At 67.7% G+C, this 20,766-nt stretch carries 23 protein-coding genes; 15 read left to right on the plus strand and 8 right to left on the minus strand.

The genetic code is table 11. The annotated features are described in order from the left end of the window. The first annotated feature begins 56 nt into the window (after positions 1–56). The 3 genes from ACM0PK_RS03565 (at position 57) to ACM0PK_RS03575 (ending at position 4,156) form a co-directional block, all read left to right on the plus strand. Positions 57–1,109 carry a sensor domain-containing diguanylate cyclase gene (locus ACM0PK_RS03565; protein ID WP_151355112.1) on the plus strand — a complete coding sequence of 351 codons (1,053 nt, stop codon included), beginning with the start codon at positions 57–59 and terminating at the stop codon, positions 1,107–1,109. A 116-nt stretch (positions 1,110–1,225) separates the two neighbouring features. Beyond that, on the plus strand, positions 1,226–2,251 hold the full coding sequence (locus ACM0PK_RS03570) for an AI-2E family transporter (RefSeq protein WP_414607561.1): 1,026 nt from the start codon (positions 1,226–1,228) through the stop codon (positions 2,249–2,251). A 162-nt stretch (positions 2,252–2,413) separates the two neighbouring features. Then, positions 2,414–4,156 carry a GGDEF domain-containing protein gene (locus tag ACM0PK_RS03575; protein ID WP_414607560.1) on the plus strand — a complete coding sequence of 581 codons (1,743 nt, stop codon included), beginning with the start codon at positions 2,414–2,416 and terminating at the stop codon, positions 4,154–4,156. Positions 4,157–4,165: 9 nt separating this feature from the next. Here the strand turns inward: ACM0PK_RS03575 and ACM0PK_RS03580 are convergent, their stop codons facing one another. Both ACM0PK_RS03580 and ACM0PK_RS03585 read right to left on the minus strand, forming a co-directional pair. Next, positions 4,166–4,672 carry a PaaI family thioesterase gene (locus ACM0PK_RS03580; RefSeq protein ID WP_065178145.1) on the minus strand — a complete coding sequence of 169 codons (507 nt, stop codon included), beginning with the start codon at positions 4,670–4,672 and terminating at the stop codon, positions 4,166–4,168. A gap of 32 nt (positions 4,673–4,704) precedes the next feature. Further along, positions 4,705–5,142: a hypothetical protein gene (locus ACM0PK_RS03585; protein WP_414607559.1), complete on the minus strand. Its 438-nt coding sequence runs from the start codon at positions 5,140–5,142 to the stop codon at positions 4,705–4,707. Between the two features lie 286 nt (positions 5,143–5,428). Between ACM0PK_RS03585 and ACM0PK_RS03590 the strand changes: the two genes are divergently transcribed. The 6 genes from ACM0PK_RS03590 (at position 5,429) to ACM0PK_RS03615 (ending at position 10,284) form a co-directional block, all read left to right on the plus strand. Continuing rightward, positions 5,429–5,860 carry a pyridoxamine 5'-phosphate oxidase family protein gene (locus tag ACM0PK_RS03590; RefSeq protein ID WP_414607558.1) on the plus strand — a complete coding sequence of 144 codons (432 nt, stop codon included), beginning with the start codon at positions 5,429–5,431 and terminating at the stop codon, positions 5,858–5,860. Positions 5,861–5,954: 94 nt separating this feature from the next. Continuing rightward, positions 5,955–6,536 carry an NMCC_0638 family (lipo)protein gene (locus tag ACM0PK_RS03595; protein ID WP_005415652.1) on the plus strand — a complete coding sequence of 194 codons (582 nt, stop codon included), beginning with the start codon at positions 5,955–5,957 and terminating at the stop codon, positions 6,534–6,536. Between the two features lie 205 nt (positions 6,537–6,741). Further along, positions 6,742–7,218, plus strand: coding sequence for a DUF2975 domain-containing protein (locus tag ACM0PK_RS03600; protein ID WP_414607576.1), 477 nt, complete (start codon positions 6,742–6,744; stop codon positions 7,216–7,218). After that, positions 7,218–7,442, plus strand: a complete 225-nt coding sequence (locus tag ACM0PK_RS03605; protein WP_188241192.1) for a helix-turn-helix domain-containing protein — start codon at positions 7,218–7,220, stop codon at positions 7,440–7,442. The genes ACM0PK_RS03600 and ACM0PK_RS03605 overlap by 1 nt, the downstream gene beginning before the upstream one ends. 43 nt (positions 7,443–7,485) lie before the next feature. Further along, positions 7,486–9,027 carry a TerC family protein gene (locus ACM0PK_RS03610; protein ID WP_414607557.1) on the plus strand — a complete coding sequence of 514 codons (1,542 nt, stop codon included), beginning with the start codon at positions 7,486–7,488 and terminating at the stop codon, positions 9,025–9,027. Positions 9,028–9,147: 120 nt separating this feature from the next. Then, positions 9,148–10,284 (plus strand): metallophosphoesterase, encoded by a 1,137-nt coding sequence (locus tag ACM0PK_RS03615; RefSeq protein WP_151354771.1) that lies wholly within the window; start codon positions 9,148–9,150, stop codon positions 10,282–10,284. A 117-nt stretch (positions 10,285–10,401) separates the two neighbouring features. On the opposite strand, the gene ACM0PK_RS03620 is transcribed toward ACM0PK_RS03615, so the two are convergent. The 5 genes from ACM0PK_RS03620 to ACM0PK_RS03640 all read right to left on the minus strand — a co-directional run bounded on the left by ACM0PK_RS03620 (position 10,402) and on the right by ACM0PK_RS03640 (position 13,954). After that, positions 10,402–11,058, minus strand: a complete 657-nt coding sequence (locus ACM0PK_RS03620; protein ID WP_414607556.1) for a ferric reductase-like transmembrane domain-containing protein — start codon at positions 11,056–11,058, stop codon at positions 10,402–10,404. A gap of 14 nt (positions 11,059–11,072) precedes the next feature. Beyond that, the gene (locus tag ACM0PK_RS03625; RefSeq protein ID WP_414607555.1) at positions 11,073–11,843 is read right to left on the minus strand and encodes an HvfC family RiPP maturation protein; all 771 of its coding nucleotides are present in this window, start codon (positions 11,841–11,843) and stop codon (positions 11,073–11,075) included. Then, the gene (locus tag ACM0PK_RS03630; RefSeq protein ID WP_414607554.1) at positions 11,836–12,681 is read right to left on the minus strand and encodes an HvfB family MNIO-type RiPP peptide maturase; all 846 of its coding nucleotides are present in this window, start codon (positions 12,679–12,681) and stop codon (positions 11,836–11,838) included. The genes ACM0PK_RS03625 and ACM0PK_RS03630 overlap by 8 nt, the downstream gene beginning before the upstream one ends. A gap of 56 nt (positions 12,682–12,737) precedes the next feature. Beyond that, the gene (locus tag ACM0PK_RS03635) at positions 12,738–13,214 is read right to left on the minus strand and encodes an HvfA family oxazolone/thioamide-modified RiPP metallophore (protein WP_058980829.1); all 477 of its coding nucleotides are present in this window, start codon (positions 13,212–13,214) and stop codon (positions 12,738–12,740) included. A gap of 95 nt (positions 13,215–13,309) precedes the next feature. Next, positions 13,310–13,954 (minus strand): HvfX family Cu-binding RiPP maturation protein, encoded by a 645-nt coding sequence (locus ACM0PK_RS03640; RefSeq protein ID WP_019659348.1) that lies wholly within the window; start codon positions 13,952–13,954, stop codon positions 13,310–13,312. Positions 13,955–14,296: 342 nt separating this feature from the next. Between ACM0PK_RS03640 and ACM0PK_RS03645 the strand changes: the two genes are divergently transcribed. The 5 genes from ACM0PK_RS03645 (at position 14,297) to ACM0PK_RS03665 (ending at position 19,192) form a co-directional block, all read left to right on the plus strand. Then, positions 14,297–15,091, plus strand: coding sequence for an alpha/beta fold hydrolase (locus ACM0PK_RS03645; RefSeq protein ID WP_414607553.1), 795 nt, complete (start codon positions 14,297–14,299; stop codon positions 15,089–15,091). A 3-nt stretch (positions 15,092–15,094) separates the two neighbouring features. Next, on the plus strand, positions 15,095–15,640 hold the full coding sequence (locus tag ACM0PK_RS03650) for a redoxin family protein (RefSeq protein ID WP_414607552.1): 546 nt from the start codon (positions 15,095–15,097) through the stop codon (positions 15,638–15,640). 57 nt (positions 15,641–15,697) lie between these two features. Next, positions 15,698–16,438, plus strand: a complete 741-nt coding sequence (locus tag ACM0PK_RS03655) for a response regulator (protein WP_111201165.1) — start codon at positions 15,698–15,700, stop codon at positions 16,436–16,438. Further along, positions 16,435–17,748, plus strand: coding sequence for a sensor histidine kinase (locus tag ACM0PK_RS03660; protein ID WP_414607551.1), 1,314 nt, complete (start codon positions 16,435–16,437; stop codon positions 17,746–17,748). The genes ACM0PK_RS03655 and ACM0PK_RS03660 overlap by 4 nt, the downstream gene beginning before the upstream one ends. A 184-nt stretch (positions 17,749–17,932) precedes the next feature. Further along, positions 17,933–19,192 (plus strand): MFS transporter, encoded by a 1,260-nt coding sequence (locus ACM0PK_RS03665; protein ID WP_061479175.1) that lies wholly within the window; start codon positions 17,933–17,935, stop codon positions 19,190–19,192. A gap of 4 nt (positions 19,193–19,196) precedes the next feature. On the opposite strand, the gene ACM0PK_RS03670 is transcribed toward ACM0PK_RS03665, so the two are convergent. Then, a complete protein-coding gene (locus ACM0PK_RS03670) occupies positions 19,197–20,144 on the minus strand; it encodes a nucleoside hydrolase (protein WP_111201217.1) in 948 nt (315 codons plus the stop codon). A gap of 151 nt (positions 20,145–20,295) precedes the next feature. On the opposite strand from ACM0PK_RS03670, the gene ACM0PK_RS03675 reads away from it, so the two are divergent. Beyond that, on the plus strand, positions 20,296–20,622 hold the full coding sequence (locus ACM0PK_RS03675; protein WP_353761868.1) for a hypothetical protein: 327 nt from the start codon (positions 20,296–20,298) through the stop codon (positions 20,620–20,622). Positions 20,623–20,766: the final 144 nt, after the last annotated feature.

Here is a 20,766-nt window from a genome sequence, read left to right on the forward strand (position 1 = left end):
CGCAGGCAGCCCGGCAAGGGCCGTGGCAGCAGGTGCGATCGCGCAAGGGGGGGGCAATGCCATTCTTCACCGATTCGGCGGAAGGCGCGGTCGAAGGCATTGGCGCGGCACGTCGCATCGGCTGGATGCGTTTCGTCGGCAATGGACTGGGGGCAATCCCCATCGCTTCGATCATCCTCGAGCGCCACGATGGGCCGCTGGCGTGGGTCCTGCTGCTGCTCAACGCGCTGGCGTGGCCTGCGCTGGCATTGATGCTGACCCAGCGCTCCGGCCAGCCCGCGCTCGTCCAGTTCCGCTGCATGGTGGCCGACTCCTTTTTCGGTGGTGGCTGGATCGCCTTCATGGCGTTGAGCGCGGTGCCCAGTGCACTGTTCGCCGCACTGCTGGTGGCCGACAAGATCGCTGCCGGTGGCGTTCGCCTGGCGATGCGCGCCACGCTGGCCCTGATGCTGGGCTTCGCGCTCACCTGGTGGGCGCTCGGCTTCCCTTACCAGCCGGTCACCTCGCAGCGCACGATCGTGCTGAGTGTCCCGTTCCTGTTCGTGTATGGCATCGGCCTGAGCATTCTCAGCTGGCAGCTGGCGCGCCGGGTCAAATCGCAGAACCGCCAGCTGCAACGTCTCAGCCGGATGGACCCGCTGGTCGAACTGGCCAATCGTGGCTTCCTGATCCTGCGTGCGCAGCAGGCGCTGGACCGGGCACAGGGCCAGGGCGGGTTTGCCTGCCTGCTGATGCTCGATGTGGACGACTTCAAGCGCATCAATGACTCGCATGGCCACCGCGCCGGTGACGAGGTGCTGCGGCATATCGCGGCGACATTGCGCACCGTTGCCCGGCCCGGTGATACGCCCGCGCGGCTCGGGGGCGATGAGTTCGTCGTGCTGCTGCGCGACTGCACGCCTGTTGACGCGATGCACGTGGCCGAGCGGGTGCGCCTGCACCTGCTCGAGGCCGCGCGGCAGGCCACGCCGGGTGTGGAATTCAGCGTCAGTATCGGCATTGCGGCCACGCCGCGTGGCGGCAGTGTCGAGGACTGGTTGGCACTGGCCGACCGCGCGCTGTACCACGCCAAGCGCCAGGGCAAGAACACCGCCAGCTACGGCGAGTGAGCGCGCGTGGGGACGGCACGGCTGCCGCCGAACGAGGATGAAATGCCCATTCATCCTGCACGCGGAATCAGCACACCAATCCTCTACCATGGGCCACCCCGCCCGGACGCGCTCCCATGCAAGACGCTCTCGTTGCCCAGCCCAAGCCCCCCATTCCAAGGATCGCGGCGTGGCTGATGATGCTGCTGGGCATGTGGCTGGCGCTGAAACTGGGCCTGGTGGTCACCCTTCTGTCCGGCCTGCTGGTGTTCCAGCTGACCCACCTGCTGGCTTCCACCGTGGAAGGCAGGCTGCCGCCGGGACGCGCACGGGCGATCGCCGTGATCGTGCTGTCGGCGATCATCATCAGTGCGCTGGTGCTGGCCGGGATCGGCGTGGCCTCGTTCTTCCGAAACGAGACCGGCGGCCCGGACGCATTGCTGGCGCGCCTGATGGAGATCCTCAACACCTCGCGGCACCAGGTACCGGCGCTGCTGCAACCCTACATCCCCGAGGACATGCCGGCGCTGCGCGCGGCGCTGAACGACTGGGCCGCCGAGCATCAGCGCCAGCTGGGCGTGGCCGGTACCTCGGTGGTCCAGGTGGGTGTGCGCGTGCTGATCGGCATGGTGCTGGGTGCGATGATCGCACTGTATGACGAACTGCCGCTGCCGAAGATGGGTCCGCTGGCGCAGGAGCTGATCGGGCGCACCAGCCGCCTGGCCACCGCGTTCCGCCAGGTGGTGTTCGCGCAGGTGAAGATCTCGCTGCTGAACACCGTGTTCACCGCGATCTTCCTGCTGGGCGTGCTGCCGTTGTTCGGCGTGCACTTGCCGCTGTCCAAGACCCTGGTGCTGATCACCTTCCTGGCCGGCCTGCTGCCGGTGGTGGGCAACATCATCTCCAACACGATCATCACCATCGTCGCACTGTCGGTCTCGTTCTACGTGTCGGTGGCGGCGCTGCTGTACCTGATCGTGATCCACAAGCTGGAGTACTTCCTCAACGCGCGCATTGTCGGTGGCGAAATCCAGGCGCGTGCCTGGGAGCTGCTGCTGGCCATGCTGGTGATGGAGGCGGCCTTCGGCCTGCCGGGCTTGGTCGCCGCGCCGGTGTTCTATGCCTACGTGAAGCGCGAACTGGTCGACCAGCGCTGGATCTGACGCGGCGGGGCATGACGTATTTGTCCCGATTCGAGTGTCCGCGCGGCCTTGTCGGTGCGTTCGCGGCGGGCACGGTGTACCGACGGCCACGGTTGGCCCGCTAGCGGCTTGGCGCCTGTGCAGGCGGCCGCTACAGTGTTCCGCACGACAGGGGAAATGTGCATGGCTCGCAAGGCGTCGCCCATCGGATTGCGGACCTGGGTCTGGATCCTGGCCGGGCTGTTCGTAGTCTGTACGCTGCCGCTGATGGCCATCGCACTGGTGCAGGGCACGCTGCGCTTCACCGCTGCCGAGGACAACCTGGTCAGCCTGCGCCGACTGCAGCAGACCTTCGACCTGGCCAACCGGGTGTCGGCCGAGCGCGGCCCAGCCAACAGCCTGCTGGGAGTCAATACGGCCGATGCGGCCGAACAGGCGCGGCTGGCCGCGCAGCTGGCGGCTGCGCGCAAGCGGGTCGACACCGCCCTGCTGCAACTGGACACCGTGTTCAAGGCCGATCCGGGCGTGGTCGACGAACATGGGCTGCTGGCCGACGCGCAACGTCGCCTGCAGTCGGCGCGGGCCGCGGTGGACCAGGTGGCGGCACAGCCGCACGAAGTGCGCCGGGTGGAAGACGTGGAGCGCGCGATCAGCAGCATGTTCGCCGTGGTCGATCGCCTGCACGTGCTGACCTCGGCGCAGATCAGCGTGCTGGTCAGTGCCGACCGCGAAGCGGCGATCCCGGCGATGCAGGGCCAGGTGCTGATCGACCTGCGCGAGCATGGCGGCCGCCTGGCCTCGAACGTGATGGCGCCGGTGGCGGTACCGGGGGCCTGGCGTGACGAACAGGTGCGGGCGGCATTGCAGACCGAAGGCCGCCTGCTGGAACTGTGGCGGCTGGCAGGCAGCCATGAAGCCGTGTTCCGCAGCGATCCGACGCTGTCCTGGCATTGGGACATGGCACGCCGCCAGTTCTTCGGCGAATCGCTGCCGATGATCGAACAGCTGATCGAAGATGGACGGCGTGGCGTGCCCCCGCCGTGGACCGCCGCCGAGTTCACCACGCGCTACGTACCGACCCTGCGGTCGCTGGAAGCGCTGCGTGACGGTTACCTGAGCGTGTCCATCGCCCGTTTCGAGCGCACCCGCAACCGCGAAGCGACGCGCCTGGTGGTGCTGGTGGCGACCGTGCTTGGCACGCTGGTGGTGCTCGGCGTGGCGCTGCGCATTGCCCATCTGCAGATCCTGCGGCCGCTGCTGCAGGCACAGAAGCAGGTGATCCAGATCGCCTCGGAAGCGCCCGGCCCGGAACAGCACGTGACCCATCCGCTGGCCGAGATGCAGCGCCTGTTCGATGCCATCGAAGTGCTGCGCGAGAAGTCGCGCGAGCGCTCGGCGTTGACCAGCGAGCTGCGCCAGCTGGCCGGCACCGATGAACTGACCGGGTTGTTGAACCGGCGCGCGCTGGACCAGAGGGTGCAGCAGCGCCATGCCGACGGTGGCACCAGCGCGGTGGTGATCCTGCTTGACATCGATCGCTTCAAGGCCATCAACGATGGCCATGGGCATGCTGCTGGCGACCAGGTGCTGGTGCAGGTGGCACAGCTGCTGCAGCGCCACCTGCGCCGCAGCGACAGCATCGCCCGCTACGGTGGCGAGGAATTCCTGGTGCTGCTCGCCGACGGCGATCTGGCCGGCGGCCGCCAGTTGGCCGAGTCGCTGCGCGTGGCCATGCGGCAGCTGGACATCGCACTGGCCGGAGGCAACGTACTGCGGGTCACTGCCAGCTTCGGCGTAGCCGAGGGGGGCACCGATGCGCTGGGCTGGCGCACCCTGCTGCGTGCCGCTGACGCGGCCATGTACCAGGCCAAGGCGCAGGGCCGCGACCGCGTGCGGGTGGCCGGCGGCGGCCGCAACGCACGTTGAGGACACGCATCAGCCGATGCGCGCATGCACGCGCCGCAGCGTGCGCGCGATCATCCGCCTCGCGATGGGACGCGGCACCGAGAGACCGCGCCAGCGCAGCGCACCCACCCGGAAGGTGGCGCTGGCGGTGGCCAGTACCTTGCCGGCCGGGTCAGTCAGCCAGCCACGGGTGAAGGCGATGCTGCCCTTGCTGTGCTCGACTTCGCCCCAGCCGATGATCCGCCCGGGCCGCGCCGGGCTGACGAAACTGGTCTTGGATTCCACCGTGACCGCGATGCGGTTGGCGGGCAGGGTGGCGTAGATCGCCGGCCCCATGCAGTCGTCCAGCATCGCTGACAGGAAACCGCCCTGCACATTGCCCATTGGGTTGGTGAGCACGGCGCCGGCTTCGAATTCGACCTGGATGCGGCGCAATGCATCGTCGTAGCCAACGAAGCGCCAGCCGAGCAGGGTGCCGGCCTGGGAGGGGGGCAGATCACCGTTGACCACGCTGTAGAAGATCGATTCGGGGTTCATGGCGGAGCCTCGTGGGGAGGGGGCAAGGGAACTCACCGGGACAGTGACAGCACGGCCAGCGCGAGGCCGAGGAGCGACAGCAGCACCACGGCCGCGCCGGTGGATACCGGGGTACGCGCACCGGTGCGTCGCCGCACGCCGGAGGCGACCAGCACCGGGGGCGCGGTGGCGACCAGGCAGAACAACTGGAACGCCAGCAGCTGTGGCAGCGCGAAGTGACCACCGAAGAAGATCAACCAGGCCAGCATCACGCCGGCACCGGCCAGTGCGATCCACCCGGCGCCGACCACGCGGATGAGTGCCATCAGCAGCACCTGCATGCGCGGTTCGATCTCCGCCCACGACATGCCCACGGCCTGCGCGTGGTAGGGCATGAAGTCGGAACGTTTCAGATAGGCCGCAGCAGACAGCGAGACAATGAAGAACGCCAACAGGTAGCAGCCGAACGCGAGCCAGGCGAACAGATCCATGTGGAGGCCGTGCGGTTGGGGGAGGAGTCGCCGCGTGCACGCCGGCTGCCATGCCGGTCGTGCCACGGGGTTGCGCGATTCTCCGGCAGCCCCCTGTTAGCCGGCTGTGGTGCTTCGCAGGGGCGTTCCTCCATCTGCTTTTAACGTGGGTATGGTGGTGTGGAGTGCGTCACGCACGGACCATGCGCCGTATCTCGTTTCCCGTGAAGAGGCCGCAAGTGCTCATCCACTTTCCGGTCACCGCTCTGCGCAGACGCTGGGCGTCCCTCCGATCAAGGACCGCGCCGTGACCCAGCTCACCCTCCCAGAACTTGCCAAGAAAATGGCCGGCATCGATTTCACGATGCTGCAGACCCACGTCGGTGGAGAAATTGCCGGTCGCCCCATGAGCAACAACGGTGACGTGGACTATGACGGTGACAGCTGGTTCTTCACCATGGAAGACACCGACATGGTGCGCGAGATCGAGGCTGACCCTGCCGTCGCACTGGGTTTCTCCGGCAGCAAGTCGCTGCTGGGCAAGCCGCCGCTGTTCGTGCACGTGCAGGGAAGGGCAGCGCTGGTGCGCGATCGGGCCACGATGCGCGAGCACTGGGTGAAGGACCTGGAGCGGTGGTTCGAACAGGGAGTGGATACACCGGGACTGGTACTGATCCATGTGCGCGCCAGCCGTATCCACTACTGGGATGGCGAGGACGAGGGCGAAATCACAACCTGATCCCGGCGCGGGGAGGCCGGCGGCAACGCGGCCGTTGCGCGCCGCGCCCGGGCTTTGCCATCCTCCCTGCTGTTTTCCGTACCGTGGAGTTCCAATGCGCCCTGCCTCCTGGCTGATCCTGGCCCTGCTGCCTGCCCTGGCGGCGGCGCAGCCTGCACGTGCACCGAAGGCCAGCGCACAGGCGCAGGACCCTTTCAGTGAGTTGTTCGATACCGCCTGCATGCAGCACATCGGCGCACCGGCGCGGTTGCAGTCGTTGATGGAATCCAACGGGCTGTCACCCCTGCAGCCTGCCGAGGCGGCAACGTTGCTGCAGGGGCAGTCGGGCGTGGCCTGGATGGTGCCGCTGGCCAGCGGCCGCTATGCGGTCAGCTGGGCTGACGATGGCACGTGTACGGTCTACGCCGAAAAGGCCGACGCGGCGGTCGTGCAGAAGGGCTTTGCCCGGTTGGTGCAGGCGGCGCCGACGCCGTTGCAGGCGCGCTCGCTGCCAGGCCGTGGGCCGTTGTCGGCGGACCAGGTGGCGATCCAGTACGGCTGGGCCACGCCCGGGCAGGCCAAGCTGCAGGTGCGTTTCCGGCTGGTCACGCGGCAGGCGGCCGAGGCCGGCGTGCAGGCGATGGCCTCGGTGACGCCGGGCGAAGCGATGCTGGAGCAGGCTGCACCCAGCCGGTAACGCTGGCCCCGCGCCGCGCAGGCTGCCCAGGCCCGCGATTCAGCCTTTCACGCAGGTTGTGATATATCGTTTATCGATAAATTCACCCCGGGGGCGGCGAGGCCGCCCCAATGCCGGAGGCCGCTTGACCGCTCGTCCCGCCCGCGCCAGACCCGCGCGAGGCTTGTTCACCCTGGCCCAGGCCGCCGTCCAGGCCGTCCGGGCGATGTGCTGGCTGGGCATCCTGGCCGCACTGCTGGCCGTGCCGCTGGTCGCGCACGACCGTCGCTGGCTGCTCGACAGCGTCCACGATGCCGCTGCCGCTGCTGCACACGGCAACGCGCTGTTCCTGCACTTCTGCCTGGGGCTGGCTGTGATCGTCGCGCTGCTGGTGCTGTGCCTGCTGTGCCTGCTGTTCCTGCGCCATCTGCTGCGGCTGCTGAAATCGGCGGCGCGTGAAAGGCCGTTCACCCACGCCAATGCGCAGCGCCTGCAACGCATGGCGTGGCTGATGCTGGCGATGGAGCTGCTGTCGATCCTGATCGGCGCCTACGCGGCCTGGATGGGCCCGGACTTCAGCTGGATGGAGGTGGGCGGCGGCATGTCGATCACCGGGCTGGTGGCGGTGCTGATGCTGTTCGTGCTGGCACGCGTCTTCGCCGTGGGCGCGGCGATGCGCGATGACCTCGACGGTGTCATCTGATGGCAATCGTCATCACCCTGGACCGCGTGCTGCAGGAACGGGGCATGACCCTGTCCGAGCTGGCCGGTCGCATCGACATCACCCTGGCGAACCTGTCGATCCTGAAGACCGGCAAGGCGCGCGCCATCCGCTTTTCCACGCTGGATGCGATCTGCCGGGAGCTGCAATGCACGCCTGGCGACCTGCTCGGGTACGACCCGGTGCGGGCGCAGGAAGCAGACTGAGTGTTTCTTCTTCTCCCTTACCCACTGACGAAACGGACCTGAAATGGAATGGTTGGCTGACCCCTCGATTTGGATGGGCCTTGCAACCCTGGTCGTGCTTGAGATCGTGCTCGGCATCGACAACCTGGTGTTCATCGCGATCCTTGCCGACAAGCTTCCGCCACACCAGCGCGACCGCGCGCGGGTGATCGGCCTGGCACTGGCCCTGCTGATGCGGCTGGTGCTGCTGGCGGCGCTGGCCTGGATCATGAAACTGACCGCGCCGCTGCTTACGCTGTTCGAGCACAGCTTCTCCGGGCGTGACCTGATCCTGCTGGGCGGTGGCCTGTTCCTGCTGTTCAAGGGCACCATGGAGCTGCACGAACGGCTGGAAGGCCGCGCGCACCACGAAGACGGCAAGAAGGTCTACGCCAGCTTCGCCATGGTGGTGGCGCAGATCGTGGTGCTCGATGCGGTGTTCTCGCTGGACTCGGTGATCACCGCGGTCGGCATGGTCGACAACCTGGGCGTGATGTATGCCGCCGTCACCATCGCGATGGCGCTGATGCTGCTGGCGAGCAAGCCGTTGACCCGCTTCGTCAACAAGCATCCCACCGTGGTGGTGCTGTGCCTGGGCTTCCTGCTGATGATCGGTTTCAGCCTGGTGGCCGAGGGCCTGGGCTACAAGATCCCGAAGGGCTACCTGTACGCGGCGATCGCCTTCTCGATCCTGGTCGAGGCGTTCAACCAGTGGGTGCGTTTCAATCGTGAGCGCAACGAGCGCCGCCAGCCGTTCCGGCAGCGCACCGCTGATGCGGTGCTGCGCATGCTCGGGGCGCGCCCGGCCAACGGCCATGCCGATGACGGCGTGGACGAGCCGGTAGATGCCGAAGAGCGCCTGCAGCCGGCCGAGCACGAGATGATCCGTAGCGTGCTGGGCCTGGTTGACCGGCCGGTGTCGAGCGTAATGACCGTGCGCGCCGATGTGCAGTGGATCGACCTGGCGCGGGGCCAGGAGGATGTGGTGGCCCGCCTGGTGGCATCGCCACACACCCGGCTGCTGGTGGGCGAGGGTGACCTGGACAGCCTACGTGGCGTGGTGCAGAGCCGCGACCTGCTGGCTGACCTGCTGCAGGGCAGGCCGCTGCAGCTGGAAGGCAACCTGCGCGAGCCGCAGTACGTGCTGTCCAGCGCCAGTGCGCTGCAGGCGCTGGAACTGATCCGCCAGCATCCGGTACCGCTGGCGGTGGCGGTGGATGAGTACGGCAGCGTGGAAGGCCTGGTGACCGCCAACGATCTGCTGGCGGCGATTGCCGGCGATCTGGTCGATACCCAGGACGAGCGCTATGGCGTGGTCGCGCAGGGCGAGGACCAGTGGGAGGCCGACGGTGCGCTGACCCTGGACGACCTGCAGCGGCTGACCGGCGTATCGCTGCCACGCAGTGCCGACTACATGACCATCTCCGGGCTGGTGCTGGAGCAGCTGGGCCGGCTGCCGGACACCGGCGATGCGGTGGAGGTGGCGGGTGTGCGCATCACCGTGCTGGCGATGGAGAAGCGCCGCATTGCCCGCCTGCGGGTGCAGCGCCTCGACGGAATGGCTTGACGCCCCTGTTGTTGTAGCGCCGAGCCCATGCTCGGCTGCAGATTGAAATACCGGGCATGGGCTCGGTGCTACACAACACCGCCTGCAGCCGTCACCATGGCGGCCCACTTTCTTTCCAGGATGGTTGCAGTGCTGAGTACGATCGGTTTGTTGATGGGCCTGTATGTGGCCTGGCGCCTGTTCTGGCCACAGCGCATGCCCACTTGGCTGAAGGTCGTGCTGTCGCTGCTGCTGGTGGGCGTAGCCGTGCAGCTGCGTATCGTCGCCACCTTCTGGGGCACCATGGCGTCGCCGGAAATTCCGAAACTGGCCATCGCCACGCTGGCCACCGGCTCCACGGCGGTGTTGCTGTTGGCGTTGCTGATGCTGGCGATGGATGTGGGCCTGCTCGCGTCCCGCCTGCTGCGCTGGCCACGTGCGGTAGCCGCATTGCGCACGCGGCGCTTGCGGCCGGCGGCCGGCGTGCTGGCCCTGCTGGTCAGTGGTTATGGTGTCAGTCAGGGCATGGCAGTGCCCCAGCCCCGGCAGATCGAGGTGAGCGTTGCCGGGCTGCCAGCGGCGTTCGACGGCTATCGCGTGCTGCAGCTGACCGACATCCATGCCAGCCGCCTGCTGACCGGCGACTGGGTGCGCAGGGTGGTGGATGAGAGCAACGCATTGGCGCCGGATCTGATCGTGATCACCGGCGATCTGATCGACGGCAGTGTCGAGGCCCGTCGTGACGACGCGCGTCCTCTGGCCGATCTGCGGGCGCCGGACGGTGTCGTCGCCATTACCGGCAACCACGAGTATTACGCGCAGTACCAGGCATGGATGCAGGCGTTCCGTGCGCTGCACATGCAGGTGCTGGAGAACAGCCACCTGCAGGTACGACGAGGTGATGCAGCGCTGACCATTGCCGGGGTCACCGATCCGGTGGCCGCACGCTACGGCCTGCCGCTGCCGGATCTGGACGCCGCCTTGGCCGGCGCCGATCCCTTTGCGCCGGTGATCCTGCTTGACCACCGCCCGCGCAACGCGCGAGAGGCGGCGGCGCGCGGCGTGAAGCTGCAATTGTCCGGGCACACTCACGGTGGGCAGATCATCGGCATGGACCAACTGGTGAAGCGGGCCAATGGTGGCTTCGTCTCCGGCCGCTACGACGTGGACGGGATGACCCTTTACGTGAGCAATGGTGCGGGTCTCTGGGCCGGTTTCCCGGCACGCATCGGCGTGCCGTCGGAGATCACCCTGGTGACATTGCGCCGCGCGCCGTGACCTGAAGTGGGGCAGATCCCTTTCCGCAGGGGATTCGATGCCGATCGTGCTGGGATCCCTCTGTAGAGCCGAGCCCATGCTCGGCTGAACCAGAGGCAGCCGAGCATGGGCTCGGCTCTACAAGTAACCGCCTCCTTGAGAACTCCGCAGCGGTGGCCGCGCACGCGCGCTTCGGCGCAGTGACTGCGCCCGCTTGGCGATCCAGCGCACCACGAAGGCGGTGAACAGCAGCGCCGACGGCACCGCATACCAGAAGTTGCCCGGCACGCGCTTGAAGTACGAGTAGGTGAACACCGCCGCGATGATCCACATGCCGGACAGGTGCAGGCGACGCCAAGCAGTGGGGCCCATGCGGCGGGCGATCCCCCGATGCGAGGTGATGGCCAGCGCCAGGATGGCGATGTAGCCCACCGTGCCCGGAAGATTGGCCAGCGCGGATCGTGCTGGCCAGAACGCCGGGTTGAGGATGCCGAAACTGGTGATGGCGATAGCATGCAGCAGGTGCGAGAACGCGAAGGACAAACCGACGGTGCGCCGTTCGCGCAGCAGGAACCGGGTGAACGGGCCGGGCAGAAGACTGGCGAACGACGATGCGGTGAACGCCGCCAGGAACAGCAGGAACGATGTGCGTGCAGTGATCCGGATCGCCGCACGGCTGCCTTCGGCTGCATCGGGATACAGGGCGAAGGCCGCCAGCGCGAATGCGATCAGGACCACGGCGATGGCCACGAACAGGCGCCAGCCGTGCAGGAAGGAAGTGTTGGAAGCAGCCATGATCAAACCTCGAATCAGACAGGGGTAGTGCCGGCCGCTGGCCGGCAGTCGCAGAACCCGGCCAGCGTGACCAGCACGCCGGCCGCGCATAGTTCGCCCAGCAAGGGCGTGGCCACCACGCGCAGTTCGTCGGCGGCCACGCCATGCGCATCGGCCAGTGCGTTCAGCGCGTCATCCACGTGGGTACCGTCATCAGCGAAGGCCGACAGCAGCGCATACGCCAGTGGTGCCAGTTCCTCGACCTGCAGCTGGTAGTCCGCCAGGCGGCGCAGCAGCAGAAGCGTCGGCTCGCTGGCGGCGGCATCGTTCAGCGCGGCGTCCTCATGCACCGGCCACCGGTAGCCCAATACCCGCACCAGCGGCGACAGCGCAAGCACATCGCTGCCCGCCGGCATGGACTGCAATGAACGCCCGGCATCACGTGGCACGATGTGCAGCGTCTGCTGCGTGCTTTCGTAGTGCGCCAGTTCCGCCGCCCAGCCGGGCAGCGCGAACGCATACTGCACAGCCAGCCACGCAGCGAACTCGCTGGCGATCTGCGGGAACAACGGGGTATGGCAGACGTGATGTGCGTAGTAGTGCTCGACCAGACCGCGCCAGCGCGCTTCGCCCAGCTGTTCCAGCAGTCGCGGCAGGCTGCCTGCCAAAAGGGTGTCCAGGCTGTCGATGCACAGGCGGCGGTAGACCGCCATCCGCCGTGCCTCGACGCCATCGGGCGCAGGCATCGACGGGTCCCGTACATGATCGGCCCAGCGCCGTTGCACGATGGCCAGCGACTCAGCCATGGGCCACCTCCTGCCAACGTGCCTCAACCTGCGCCTGGCGGATGTGCGCAACCTCGGCCAGCAACTCCGCCAGCGGCGGAAAGTTGAAGTCGCGTTCGAGCAGCGTGGGGCGCACGCCCAACCGCGCATAGGCCTCGCGCAGGAGCGCCCAGACCACGCCTTTCACCGGCGCCCCATGGGTATCGATCTTGAAGCCGTCGTCTTCATCGAAGTGGCCCGCCACATGCAGCGAGGCGACACGGTGGGACGGCACGCGAGCCAGGAATTCGAAGGCGTCGTAACCGTTGTTGCAGGCATTGACGAAGACGTTGTTGACGTCCAGCAGGAGGTCGCAGTCGGCTTCGGCGAGCACGGCGTTGATGAAGTCGATCTCGCTCATGTCCGCGCCGGCAACGGCGTAGTAGGAAATGTTCTCCACGGCGATGCGTCGGCCCAGCATGTCCTGCACCTGGGCGATACGGCCGGCGACATGGTGAACGGCCTCGGCGGTGAACGGCAGTGGCAGCAGGTCGTAGACATGGCCACCGGCGGCGCAGTAGCTCAGGTGTTCGCTGTACAGCTGCACCTGGTGCAGGTCGAGGAAGGCACGGGTCTGTGCCAGCAGGGTGCGGTCCAGCGGATCAGGACCGCCCAGCGACAGCGACAGGCCGTGGCAGGTCAAGGGGTGGCGCTCGCTGAGTTGGCGCAGCGCGTCGCCGTGTGCACCGCCGACGCCGATCCAGTTGTCGGGGGAGACTTCGAGAAAGTCGATGGCACCGGCCGGCATGGCCAGCAGTTCGTCGATCAGGCCACGGCGCAGGCCAAGACCGGCGGCATTGGAGGGCAGGGGCAGGGACATGGCGGATGCTCCAGAAGGAGGGCGCCGCCCTGGAGGCGGCGCCGGTTGAACGTCGATCAATCGGCAACGCGGGAGAACAGGCCCTTCGGCATCGGCTTGCCGTTGGCGGTGTAGACGCTGCGCAGGTAGTCGTGCGCTTCCTGCTCGCTGATGTAACCGTCGTGGTCGGTGTCGATGCGGTCGAACTCGGCGGCGCGCTTGGCGGCCACTGCGTTGAACTCGGCACGCGAGACCTTGCCGTCGTGGTCGCGGTCGGTGCGGGCAAACGAGGCGTCACCGCACTTGCCTTCGCCACACTGGCCCTCGGCCACCTTGGCCTTGCCGGCGGGCTTGCTGGAGGCGGTCTTGTTGGCCCCGCACTTGCCTTCACCGCACTTGCCTTCGGCGGCGGCGCTCATGGCCACCGCGCTGATCGCCAGCGGCTGGATCGCCGCGGCCTGGCCGGCCAGCAGCAGGCCACCGGCCAGGGCGATGCCGATGGCACCGATGCGCGGCAGGCGAGAGGAAGATGTGTTCTTGGTCGAGATGGACATGGTGGTGACTCCTTGGGAAAGCACGCGGGGCGTGCGGGATGGACGCCGCCGAAGAGGCGACGGAAAGCGAAACGCGCGGGAACAGGGGAGTCGGCTCAGGCGGCGCGGCGACAGCGCAGCAGATGGCCCAGCAGCAGCACACCGCCGAGCAGGGCACCGCCGAAGCCGATGCCGGGCAACAGCGCGGCAACCGGCAGCAGCAGGGCGATCAGGCTGACGCCCCAACCCAGGCCGTCATTGCCTGCCGTGGCACGGCCGGGGCCGGCCAGCAGCCGGTCCACGCTGAGTGCGCCACCGCCGTTGAGGATCAGTGGCAGCAGCATGGCCAGGAACAGCAACGGCAGCTTGAAGTTGCCGTAGCCCTGGTCGGTGATCGCATAGCCCTGCCAGAGTTCACCCAGGCCGTTCCATTGGTCGGGCCAGTGCACGGCGGCGATGGCAACGATGGTGAGTACCCAGAACACGTAGGCCACCGAGCGCGTGGCCAGGCCGAGCAGCAGCATCACTGCACCCACCAGTTCCAGCCACGTGGCCAGCTGCCAGTTCAGCGACGCGGGCAGTGTGGAGAACGGGAACGGGAAGCGGCCTTCCAAGTCGGCGAACCAGTTCTGGCCGCCCAGCTTCTCGCGGCCGGATTCAAAGAACTCCCAGGCCAGCAGGGTGCGCAGCGCCAACGGCGAGAGCCAGCGGCCGACGGCGTCCAGGCGGGGCGTATACACGGAAGAAGCGGTGCTGATCATGGTGGTGTCCTGCGGGCCAGTGGTCGATGGAAGCCATTCCAGGCGGCGCAGGTATCGGCAACGTGTGCCGTTGCCCGGGGTTTTGTCAGCGACTGTGGTCGCGGCCGGGGTTTCGTACAGTCAGATACAAAGACGATGCGCTGATGCGCATCGGGGCGTTGCGCGCCCGCGTGCGGGCAGCGATATCCACCCGAAAGCGCCCGGCCAGGACCGGCGCGCGAATGTATCCCACTGTAGAAACCCGCCTGCGCCCTACAGTCCGTTACAACTCCGCGCCGCGAAGAAACAGCGCCGATACACCGGCAGGCGGAAATGGCCACTCCCAACACCGGAGTGTCACCCATGATCCGTATCTCCTCGCTTGCCGCCGCTCTCGCCCTGGCCGGAGCTGCCGCCCCGGCCTTCGCCACCCAGGCCGATACCGCTGCACCGCCCACCGTCATCCTGGTGCATGGTGCCTTCGCCGACGGCTCCAGCTGGAGCAAGGTCATCAGCACCCTGCATGACTGGAAGCTGCCGGCGGTGGCGGTGCAGAACCCGCTCACGTCGTTGGCCGACGATGTGGCCGCCACCCGCCGCGCGATTGCCGCCGCGCCCGGCAAGGTGGTGCTGGTCGGCCACAGCTGGGGTGGCACGGTCATCACCGAAGCGGGCAATGACCCGAAGGTGCAGGCGCTGGTGTACGTGGCGGCCTTCGCACCGGATGCAGGTCAGTCTTCGGCGCAACAGGGCGAAGGCTTCCCGGTCGGGCCGGGCCTGGCCCGGCTGCAGGAGAGGGATGGCTACCTGACGTTGCCGGCCGATGCCATCGCCCAGGACTTCGCGCCGGACGTAATGAAAAAGTCGGCAGCACTGCTGTACAGCACGCAGGTCCCGTTGAAGGCCAGCGCGCTGGGCGAGGTGGTGAACATGGCGGCCTGGCGCAGCAAGCCGAGCTGGTACGTGCTCAGCCGTGATGACCGCATGCTGTCGCCACAGCTGCAGGCCGCGACCGCACGTCGCATCGGTGCACAGCTGCAATCGATCGGGAGCAGCCATGTGTCGCTGCTTTCGCATCCGGCGCAGGTAGCCGACAGCATCCTGGAGGCGGCAGGGGTGAAGCCCGCTGAACTGCCGTTGGCCGAGCAGGGGGGCTGAACGATGACCGCACTGCGAGGGTACGCACTGCCGTTGCTGCTGGGCCTGCTCGGCGGAGCAGCGTTGTTGCTGGCCTGGCCCAACCCGGAGGCCGATGCGCAGCCGGCACAGGCCCTTCCCGCTGCCGGGTTCGACGGTGTCGGGCCCTGGCACAACAGCCCACCGCTCACACTGAAGCAGTTGCGGGGGCAGGTGGTGCTGGTCGAGTTCTGGACCTATACCTGCAGCAACTGCCTCAACGTGGCGCCGTATGTCCACCAGTGGAATGCCAGGTACGCGTCGCAGGGCCTGAAGGTGATCGGCGTGCATACGCCGGAGTTCGCCCATGAAGGGCTGCCCGGCAACGTGCGCAAGGCCATCGCACGGTTGGACATCACCTGGCCGGTGGTGCAGGACAACCAGTACCGGATCTGGAACGCCTGGGGCAACCGCTTCTGGCCCGCACTGTACCTGCTCGACCGGCAGGGGCGGGTGGTCTACCGCCATTACGGCGAGGGCGACTACGCACGTACCGAAAGCGAGATCCAGCGCCTGCTGGCCAGCCCTTGAGCCGCGCTACCATGGCCGCGCAGCGCGGCCCTGACCTCCGTCTTCATCGAGAACGCAATGAACCATGTACCGCACATCCTGGTCGTCGACGATGACAGCGAGATCCGCCAGATGCTGGCCGACTACCTGCTGCGCAACGGTTTGCGTGTCAGCCAGGCCGACGGTGGCCGGGCCATGCGCGCGCTGATGGATACCCATGCGGTGGATCTGGTGGTGCTGGACGTGATGATGCCAGGCGAGGACGGCCTGAGCCTGTGCCGCAACCTGCGCGCCGGCAAGCATCGCGCGGTGCCGGTCGTGCTGCTGACCGCCCGCGATGACGAAACCGATCGCATCATCGGCCTGGAAATGGGCGCTGACGACTACGTGACCAAGCCCTTTTCTTCGCGCGAGCTGCTGGCACGCATCAATGCGGTGATCCGTCGCACGCAGATGCTGCCGCCGAACCTGCAGGTGAGCGAGGCCGGGCGCCAGCTCGCCTTCGGCGAGTGGCGCCTGGATACCACCGCGCGCCACTTGCTGGACGCACAGGGGACCGCGTATCCGCTCAGCGGCGCCGAGTTCCGCCTGTTGCGCGTGTTCCTCGACCACGCCAATCGGGTGCTCAGCCGCGACCAGCTGCTCAGCCTCACCCAGGGCCGCGATGCAGAACTGTTCGATCGCTCGATTGACCTGCTGGTCAGCCGCGTGCGCCAGCGACTGGGTGACGACGCGCGCGAGCCGACTTACATCAAGACCGTGCGCAGCGAAGGCTATGTGTTCAGCGTGCCGGTGCAGTTGCTGGGGCCGGACGAATGAGCACCGGCGCACGCCGTCCACGCTGGCCGCGCACGCTGTCGGCGCGGCTGCTGCTGGTCCTGCTGGGCGGACTCACCCTGGCCCACGCGCTGTCCTTCGGCTTGCTCTTTTTCGAACGCTACCAGTCCACCCGCAGCATGATGCTGCGCAACCTCGACGAGGATGTGGCGGTGAGTGTCGCACTGCTGGAGCACCTGCCCGCAGACCAGCGCGATGCCTGGGTACCACGGTTGGAACGACGCACTTACCGCTACCTGTTGCGTCCAGCCGCGCCCGGGCCGGGGCTGCAGACCGATCGTGCGCGCCAGGTCACGGCGATCATCGACGACAGCCTGCGGCACCGCTATCGGTTGCAGGCGCGCCAGGTGGCTCGCCTGCCGGAGCGGTTTGAGGTGGAACTGCGCCTGCACGACGGCACACCCTTGACCATTGAAGTCACCCCGTCGGGCCTGCCGCTGGCACGTTGGCTGCCCGCCGTGCTGCTGGCGCAGCTGGCGCTGCTGCTGGTGTGCGCGTGGCTGGCTGTGCGCCTGGCCCTGCGCCCGCTGCAGCAGCTGTCGCATGCGGTGGAGCATCTGCAGCCGGGCAAGGACGGGCCTGCACTGCCTGAAGATGGCCCTGCGGAAGTAAGCGGCGCGGCGGCCGCACTCAATGCACTGCAGGCACGCATTCGTGGCCATGTCAGTGAACGCCTGCAGATCCTGGCCGCGATCTCGCATGACCTGCAGACCCCCATCACGCGCATGAAGCTTCGGGTGGAGACCTTGCCGGAAGACGCTACCCAGCAGCGCCTGCTGAATGATCTCGATCACCTCGGGCAACTGGTGCGCGAGGGCGTCGCCTATGCGCGCAGCAGCCACGTCGCCGCTGGCGCGCCGGTGTCGATGGACCTGGGCGCGTTCCTGGCCAGTGTGGTCGGCGACTACGAGGACATGGGCAAGCCGGTCACTGGCGGTGCGCCCGCTGGGCAGGTCGTACAGACCTGGCCGCAGCCGCTGCGCCGGGTGGTCGGCAATCTGGTCGACAACGCATTGCGCTACGCCGGCGCTGCCGAGATCGAGGCGGGCCGCGATGAGGCCGGAAGGGTGTGGATCAGCATTTCCGACCGTGGCCCCGGCATTCCCGAGGACCAGCTGCAGGCAGTGCTGGCGCCGTTCCACCGGCTGGAAAGCTCGCGCAACCGCGATACCGGAGGGACCGGCCTGGGACTGGCCATCGCGGTGCAGCTGGCGCAGTCGCTGGGTGGCTCGCTGCGGTTGCACAACCGCGAGGGCGGCGGCCTGCGGGCGGAGCTGCAGCTGCCGGGCTGAGTTGCTCGGCCTTGTGTTCCAGCAAGGACGCTTCTGCTTCGGCTTTGACAGTGAGCGCTTCAGCGGCCATGAAGCCCAGTACATGCAGGCAACCGATAGCCGATGACCGGTATTTCACCCCATCCATGCCACGCTGCGCCGAACCTGCCCAACCGGGATCGAGGCTGTTGAAGGCGAATACGCGATGACTGTGGCGCGACAGCGCTCTATGTGGGTGGCCGGCCTGTCCACGGTGGTGGAGTGGTACGACTTCACCCTGTACCTGTACTTCGCCACGGTGCTGTCGCGGGTGTTCTTCGGCGGTGGCGAGCAGGCGCTGCTGGTCACCTTGGCCGGATTCGCCGTGTCCTACCTGATGCGTCCGCTGGGCGCGCTGTGCTTTGGTCACCTGGGTGACCGGCTCGGCCGGCGATGGATGTTGCTTGCGTCGATGGCGTTGATGGCAGCGGCAATGCTGGCCACCGCGCTGCTGCCGACCGCGGCCACCGCAGGCGCCACGGCCGGCGTGCTGCTGCTGGTGCTGCGCTGCGTGATGGCGTTCTCGGTGGGCGGCGAATATACCGGCGTGGTGGCGTACCTGCTGGAAAGCGCACCGGCGCGCCGACGCGGCCTGGTTACGTCATTGGCTTCGGCGGCCAGCGAAGTGGGCGCACTGCTGGCGGTGGCGATCTCTGCACTTACCGTCGCGCTGCTGCCCACACCGCAGCTGGACAGCTGGGGCTGGCGGATTCCGTTCCTCGTCGGCGCTGCGCTTGCGCTGGTGATCCTGATTGCGCGTTCGGGCATGCACGAGTCGCCGGAGTTCGAGCGCCAGCGCCGCGAAGGCAGCATTCCCGCCACACCGCTGCGGCATGTGCTGCAGCATCATCCGTTGGCGGTGGCGCGCACGTTCGCGATTTCGGCGCTGGGATCGATCACCTACTACGTGGGCATCACCTATGTGCCTGCATTCCTGCACGCGCAGGGCCACGATGAGGGTGACGCACTGTGGCTGTCGACGATCGCGGCGGTGGCAGTGATTGCGATCACGCCCCTGTGTGGCGCATTGTCGGACCGGGTCGGACGACGGCCGGTGTTGTTGGGCCTGACCGTGCTGGCAGCGCTGCTGCCGCTGTCCCTGTTTGCGTGGATGGCACAGGCAACGGCGCTGGGCATCGTGCTGGCTGCGGTGCTGCTGGCCTGCGTGGCCGGCGGTGTAAGCGCGGTGGCCGCCCCGGCCACGGCTGAGCAGTTCCCCGGCGAAGGCCGGGTCAGCGGTCTCGCACTGGGGGTAACCATGGCCACTGCCTTCTTCGGCGGGGCAACGCCGTGGCTGGCGCAATGGTGGGTGGAGCGCAGCGGCTGGGCGGCGGCGCCGGGCGCGATGATCGCACTGGTGGCGGTGCTGGTGCTGCCGGTGCTGTGGACCCTGCCCGAGACGGTCCCGGGCAGGGCCAAGCGCTAGCCGGTCAGACCGTCAGGGTCTGCTCGATGTCGGCCAGTACCGCGGCCGCATCCACACCGATGGCGATCGACTGCACCACGTGGCCGTCCCACACGCTGGGGCCGAATGCCAGGCCTTCCGGCTTGGGAATGGTCATGCCGCGGGCGACGCCGTCGGTGGCCACACGCACGCTGGCGCGCTCGAACTGGAACAGTTCCGGGCGGGTCAGCGCGATGCATGCGCAGCAGTCGTGCACGACCATGCCCTTGTGGCCGGCCTGCAGGTAGAAGTCGACGTAATCCTGCGACAGCGCACGGACCAGCTCGGCGTCGGCACCGCCGATGGCGGCCAGCTTATCCAGGCCGTCACGGTCCATTTCCACGCGGGTGGTCACGTCCAGGCCGATCGCGGTGACCGGCCAGCTGGCGGTGAACACCACGTCGGCCGCTTCGGCATCGCCCCAGATGTTGGCCTCGGCGGCCGGGGTGATGTTGCCGTTGACGTGGAAGGCGCCGCCCATGATCACCACGCCGCGTACCAGGCCGGCGATGTCCGGGGCCTGCTGCAGGGCCAGGGCCAGGTTGGTCATGCGGCCGACCGCGACCAGGGTCACTTCGCCCGGATGGGCGCGGACCAGATCGATGATCAGCTGGTGGGCCGGGCGGTCATCGGCGGTCACGTCCAGGCTGGCCGGCACCGGGTGGTTGCCCAGGCCGTTGTGGCCGTGGATGTGCACCGGCCAGGCTTCCGGGGTGGCTTCCGGCTGCAGCGGGCCATCGGCACCGCGCGCGACCGGGGCGGCGAAGCCCCAGGCCTGCTTCAGGTACAGCGCGTTGTGCGTGGTCGACTCCACCGAGGCATTGCCGAAGGTGGTGGTGACGCCGATCAGGTCGATCTGGGCGTGCTTGTGCAGGTACAGCAGGGCCAGGGCGTCGTCGACGCCCGGGTCGGTATCGAAAATGACTTTCAGCATGTTGTTGTTCTTCTTCTTCCGTGTGGTGCGAGGGGCGCCGGCGGCCAGGGGCAGGCCGGCACACCCCCACATTGTCCCATCTTCATGACAGGCAGGGCCATTGCCGGGGTGGCAGGCCATAATGCCCCCAGTCCAGGCATGGTGTCGCCGAATGCTGATCGTTGCCCTTCTGCTGGTCCTGCTGGTGCTGGGCTTGAACGTGGTGGCTACCGTGGTGATCGGCAGGCGTGATGGGCTGTCGACGGGCGGTCGGACGGTGCAGTTGCTGATGGTCTGGCTGCTTCCCCTGGTCGGCGCCATCCTGTGCATGGCGGTGGCTACGGCCGATGGCTCCGGGATCCGGGGCGACAACAGTTTCGGCGGTGGCTACGATCATCCGGGCGGCCAATCCGGCGACAGCTACAGCCATCACAGTCACAGCAGCTCCGACTGCAGCAGCGACGGTGGCAGCGGTGACGGCGGCGGCTGCAGCGATTGAGGTCTCTGTAGCGTCGAGCCATGCTCGACTGCACTTCGCTCCAACGCCGCGACGCCTGATCGAAAAGCAGTCGAGCATGGCTCGACGCTACAGAACATCGGTTGGCTGCGGCCGGTAGTGCCGGCCGCTGGCCGGCAACCTCAT

It is taken from the genome of Stenotrophomonas sp. FR010, from assembly GCF_047520755.2.
GTDB lineage: Bacteria > Pseudomonadota > Gammaproteobacteria > Xanthomonadales > Xanthomonadaceae > Stenotrophomonas > Stenotrophomonas sepilia.

Excerpts from the sequence above, each read along its gene's own strand:
- ACM0PK_RS03655 (WP_111201165.1), top strand. The coding sequence starts at position 15,698 with ATGAACCATGTACCGCACATCCTGGTCGTCGACGATGACAGCGAGATC.
- ACM0PK_RS03615 (WP_151354771.1), top strand. The coding sequence starts at position 9,148 with ATGGTTGCAGTGCTGAGTACGATCGGTTTGTTGATGGGCCTGTATGTG.
- ACM0PK_RS03650 (WP_414607552.1), top strand. The coding sequence starts at position 15,095 with ATGACCGCACTGCGAGGGTACGCACTGCCGTTGCTGCTGGGCCTGCTC.
- ACM0PK_RS03600 (WP_414607576.1), top strand. The coding sequence starts at position 6,742 with ATGTGCTGGCTGGGCATCCTGGCCGCACTGCTGGCCGTGCCGCTGGTC.
- ACM0PK_RS03605 (WP_188241192.1), top strand. The coding sequence starts at position 7,218 with ATGGCAATCGTCATCACCCTGGACCGCGTGCTGCAGGAACGGGGCATG.
- ACM0PK_RS03645 (WP_414607553.1), top strand. The coding sequence starts at position 14,297 with ATGATCCGTATCTCCTCGCTTGCCGCCGCTCTCGCCCTGGCCGGAGCT.
- ACM0PK_RS03640 (WP_019659348.1), bottom strand. The coding sequence starts at position 13,954 with ATGATCAGCACCGCTTCTTCCGTGTATACGCCCCGCCTGGACGCCGTC.
- ACM0PK_RS03660 (WP_414607551.1), top strand. The coding sequence starts at position 16,435 with ATGAGCACCGGCGCACGCCGTCCACGCTGGCCGCGCACGCTGTCGGCG.
- ACM0PK_RS03610 (WP_414607557.1), top strand. The coding sequence starts at position 7,486 with ATGGAATGGTTGGCTGACCCCTCGATTTGGATGGGCCTTGCAACCCTG.
- ACM0PK_RS03665 (WP_061479175.1), top strand. The coding sequence starts at position 17,933 with ATGACTGTGGCGCGACAGCGCTCTATGTGGGTGGCCGGCCTGTCCACG.
- ACM0PK_RS03575 (WP_414607560.1), top strand. The coding sequence starts at position 2,414 with ATGGCTCGCAAGGCGTCGCCCATCGGATTGCGGACCTGGGTCTGGATC.
- ACM0PK_RS03580 (WP_065178145.1), bottom strand. The coding sequence starts at position 4,672 with ATGAACCCCGAATCGATCTTCTACAGCGTGGTCAACGGTGATCTGCCC.
- ACM0PK_RS03595 (WP_005415652.1), top strand. The coding sequence starts at position 5,955 with ATGCGCCCTGCCTCCTGGCTGATCCTGGCCCTGCTGCCTGCCCTGGCG.
- ACM0PK_RS03675 (WP_353761868.1), top strand. The coding sequence starts at position 20,296 with ATGCTGATCGTTGCCCTTCTGCTGGTCCTGCTGGTGCTGGGCTTGAAC.
- ACM0PK_RS03620 (WP_414607556.1), bottom strand. The coding sequence starts at position 11,058 with ATGGCTGCTTCCAACACTTCCTTCCTGCACGGCTGGCGCCTGTTCGTG.
- ACM0PK_RS03585 (WP_414607559.1), bottom strand. The coding sequence starts at position 5,142 with ATGGATCTGTTCGCCTGGCTCGCGTTCGGCTGCTACCTGTTGGCGTTC.
- ACM0PK_RS03670 (WP_111201217.1), bottom strand. The coding sequence starts at position 20,144 with ATGCTGAAAGTCATTTTCGATACCGACCCGGGCGTCGACGACGCCCTG.
- ACM0PK_RS03570 (WP_414607561.1), top strand. The coding sequence starts at position 1,226 with ATGCAAGACGCTCTCGTTGCCCAGCCCAAGCCCCCCATTCCAAGGATC.
- ACM0PK_RS03635 (WP_058980829.1), bottom strand. The coding sequence starts at position 13,214 with ATGTCCATCTCGACCAAGAACACATCTTCCTCTCGCCTGCCGCGCATC.
- ACM0PK_RS03625 (WP_414607555.1), bottom strand. The coding sequence starts at position 11,843 with ATGGCTGAGTCGCTGGCCATCGTGCAACGGCGCTGGGCCGATCATGTA.
- ACM0PK_RS03630 (WP_414607554.1), bottom strand. The coding sequence starts at position 12,681 with ATGTCCCTGCCCCTGCCCTCCAATGCCGCCGGTCTTGGCCTGCGCCGT.
- ACM0PK_RS03565 (WP_151355112.1), top strand. The coding sequence starts at position 57 with ATGCCATTCTTCACCGATTCGGCGGAAGGCGCGGTCGAAGGCATTGGC.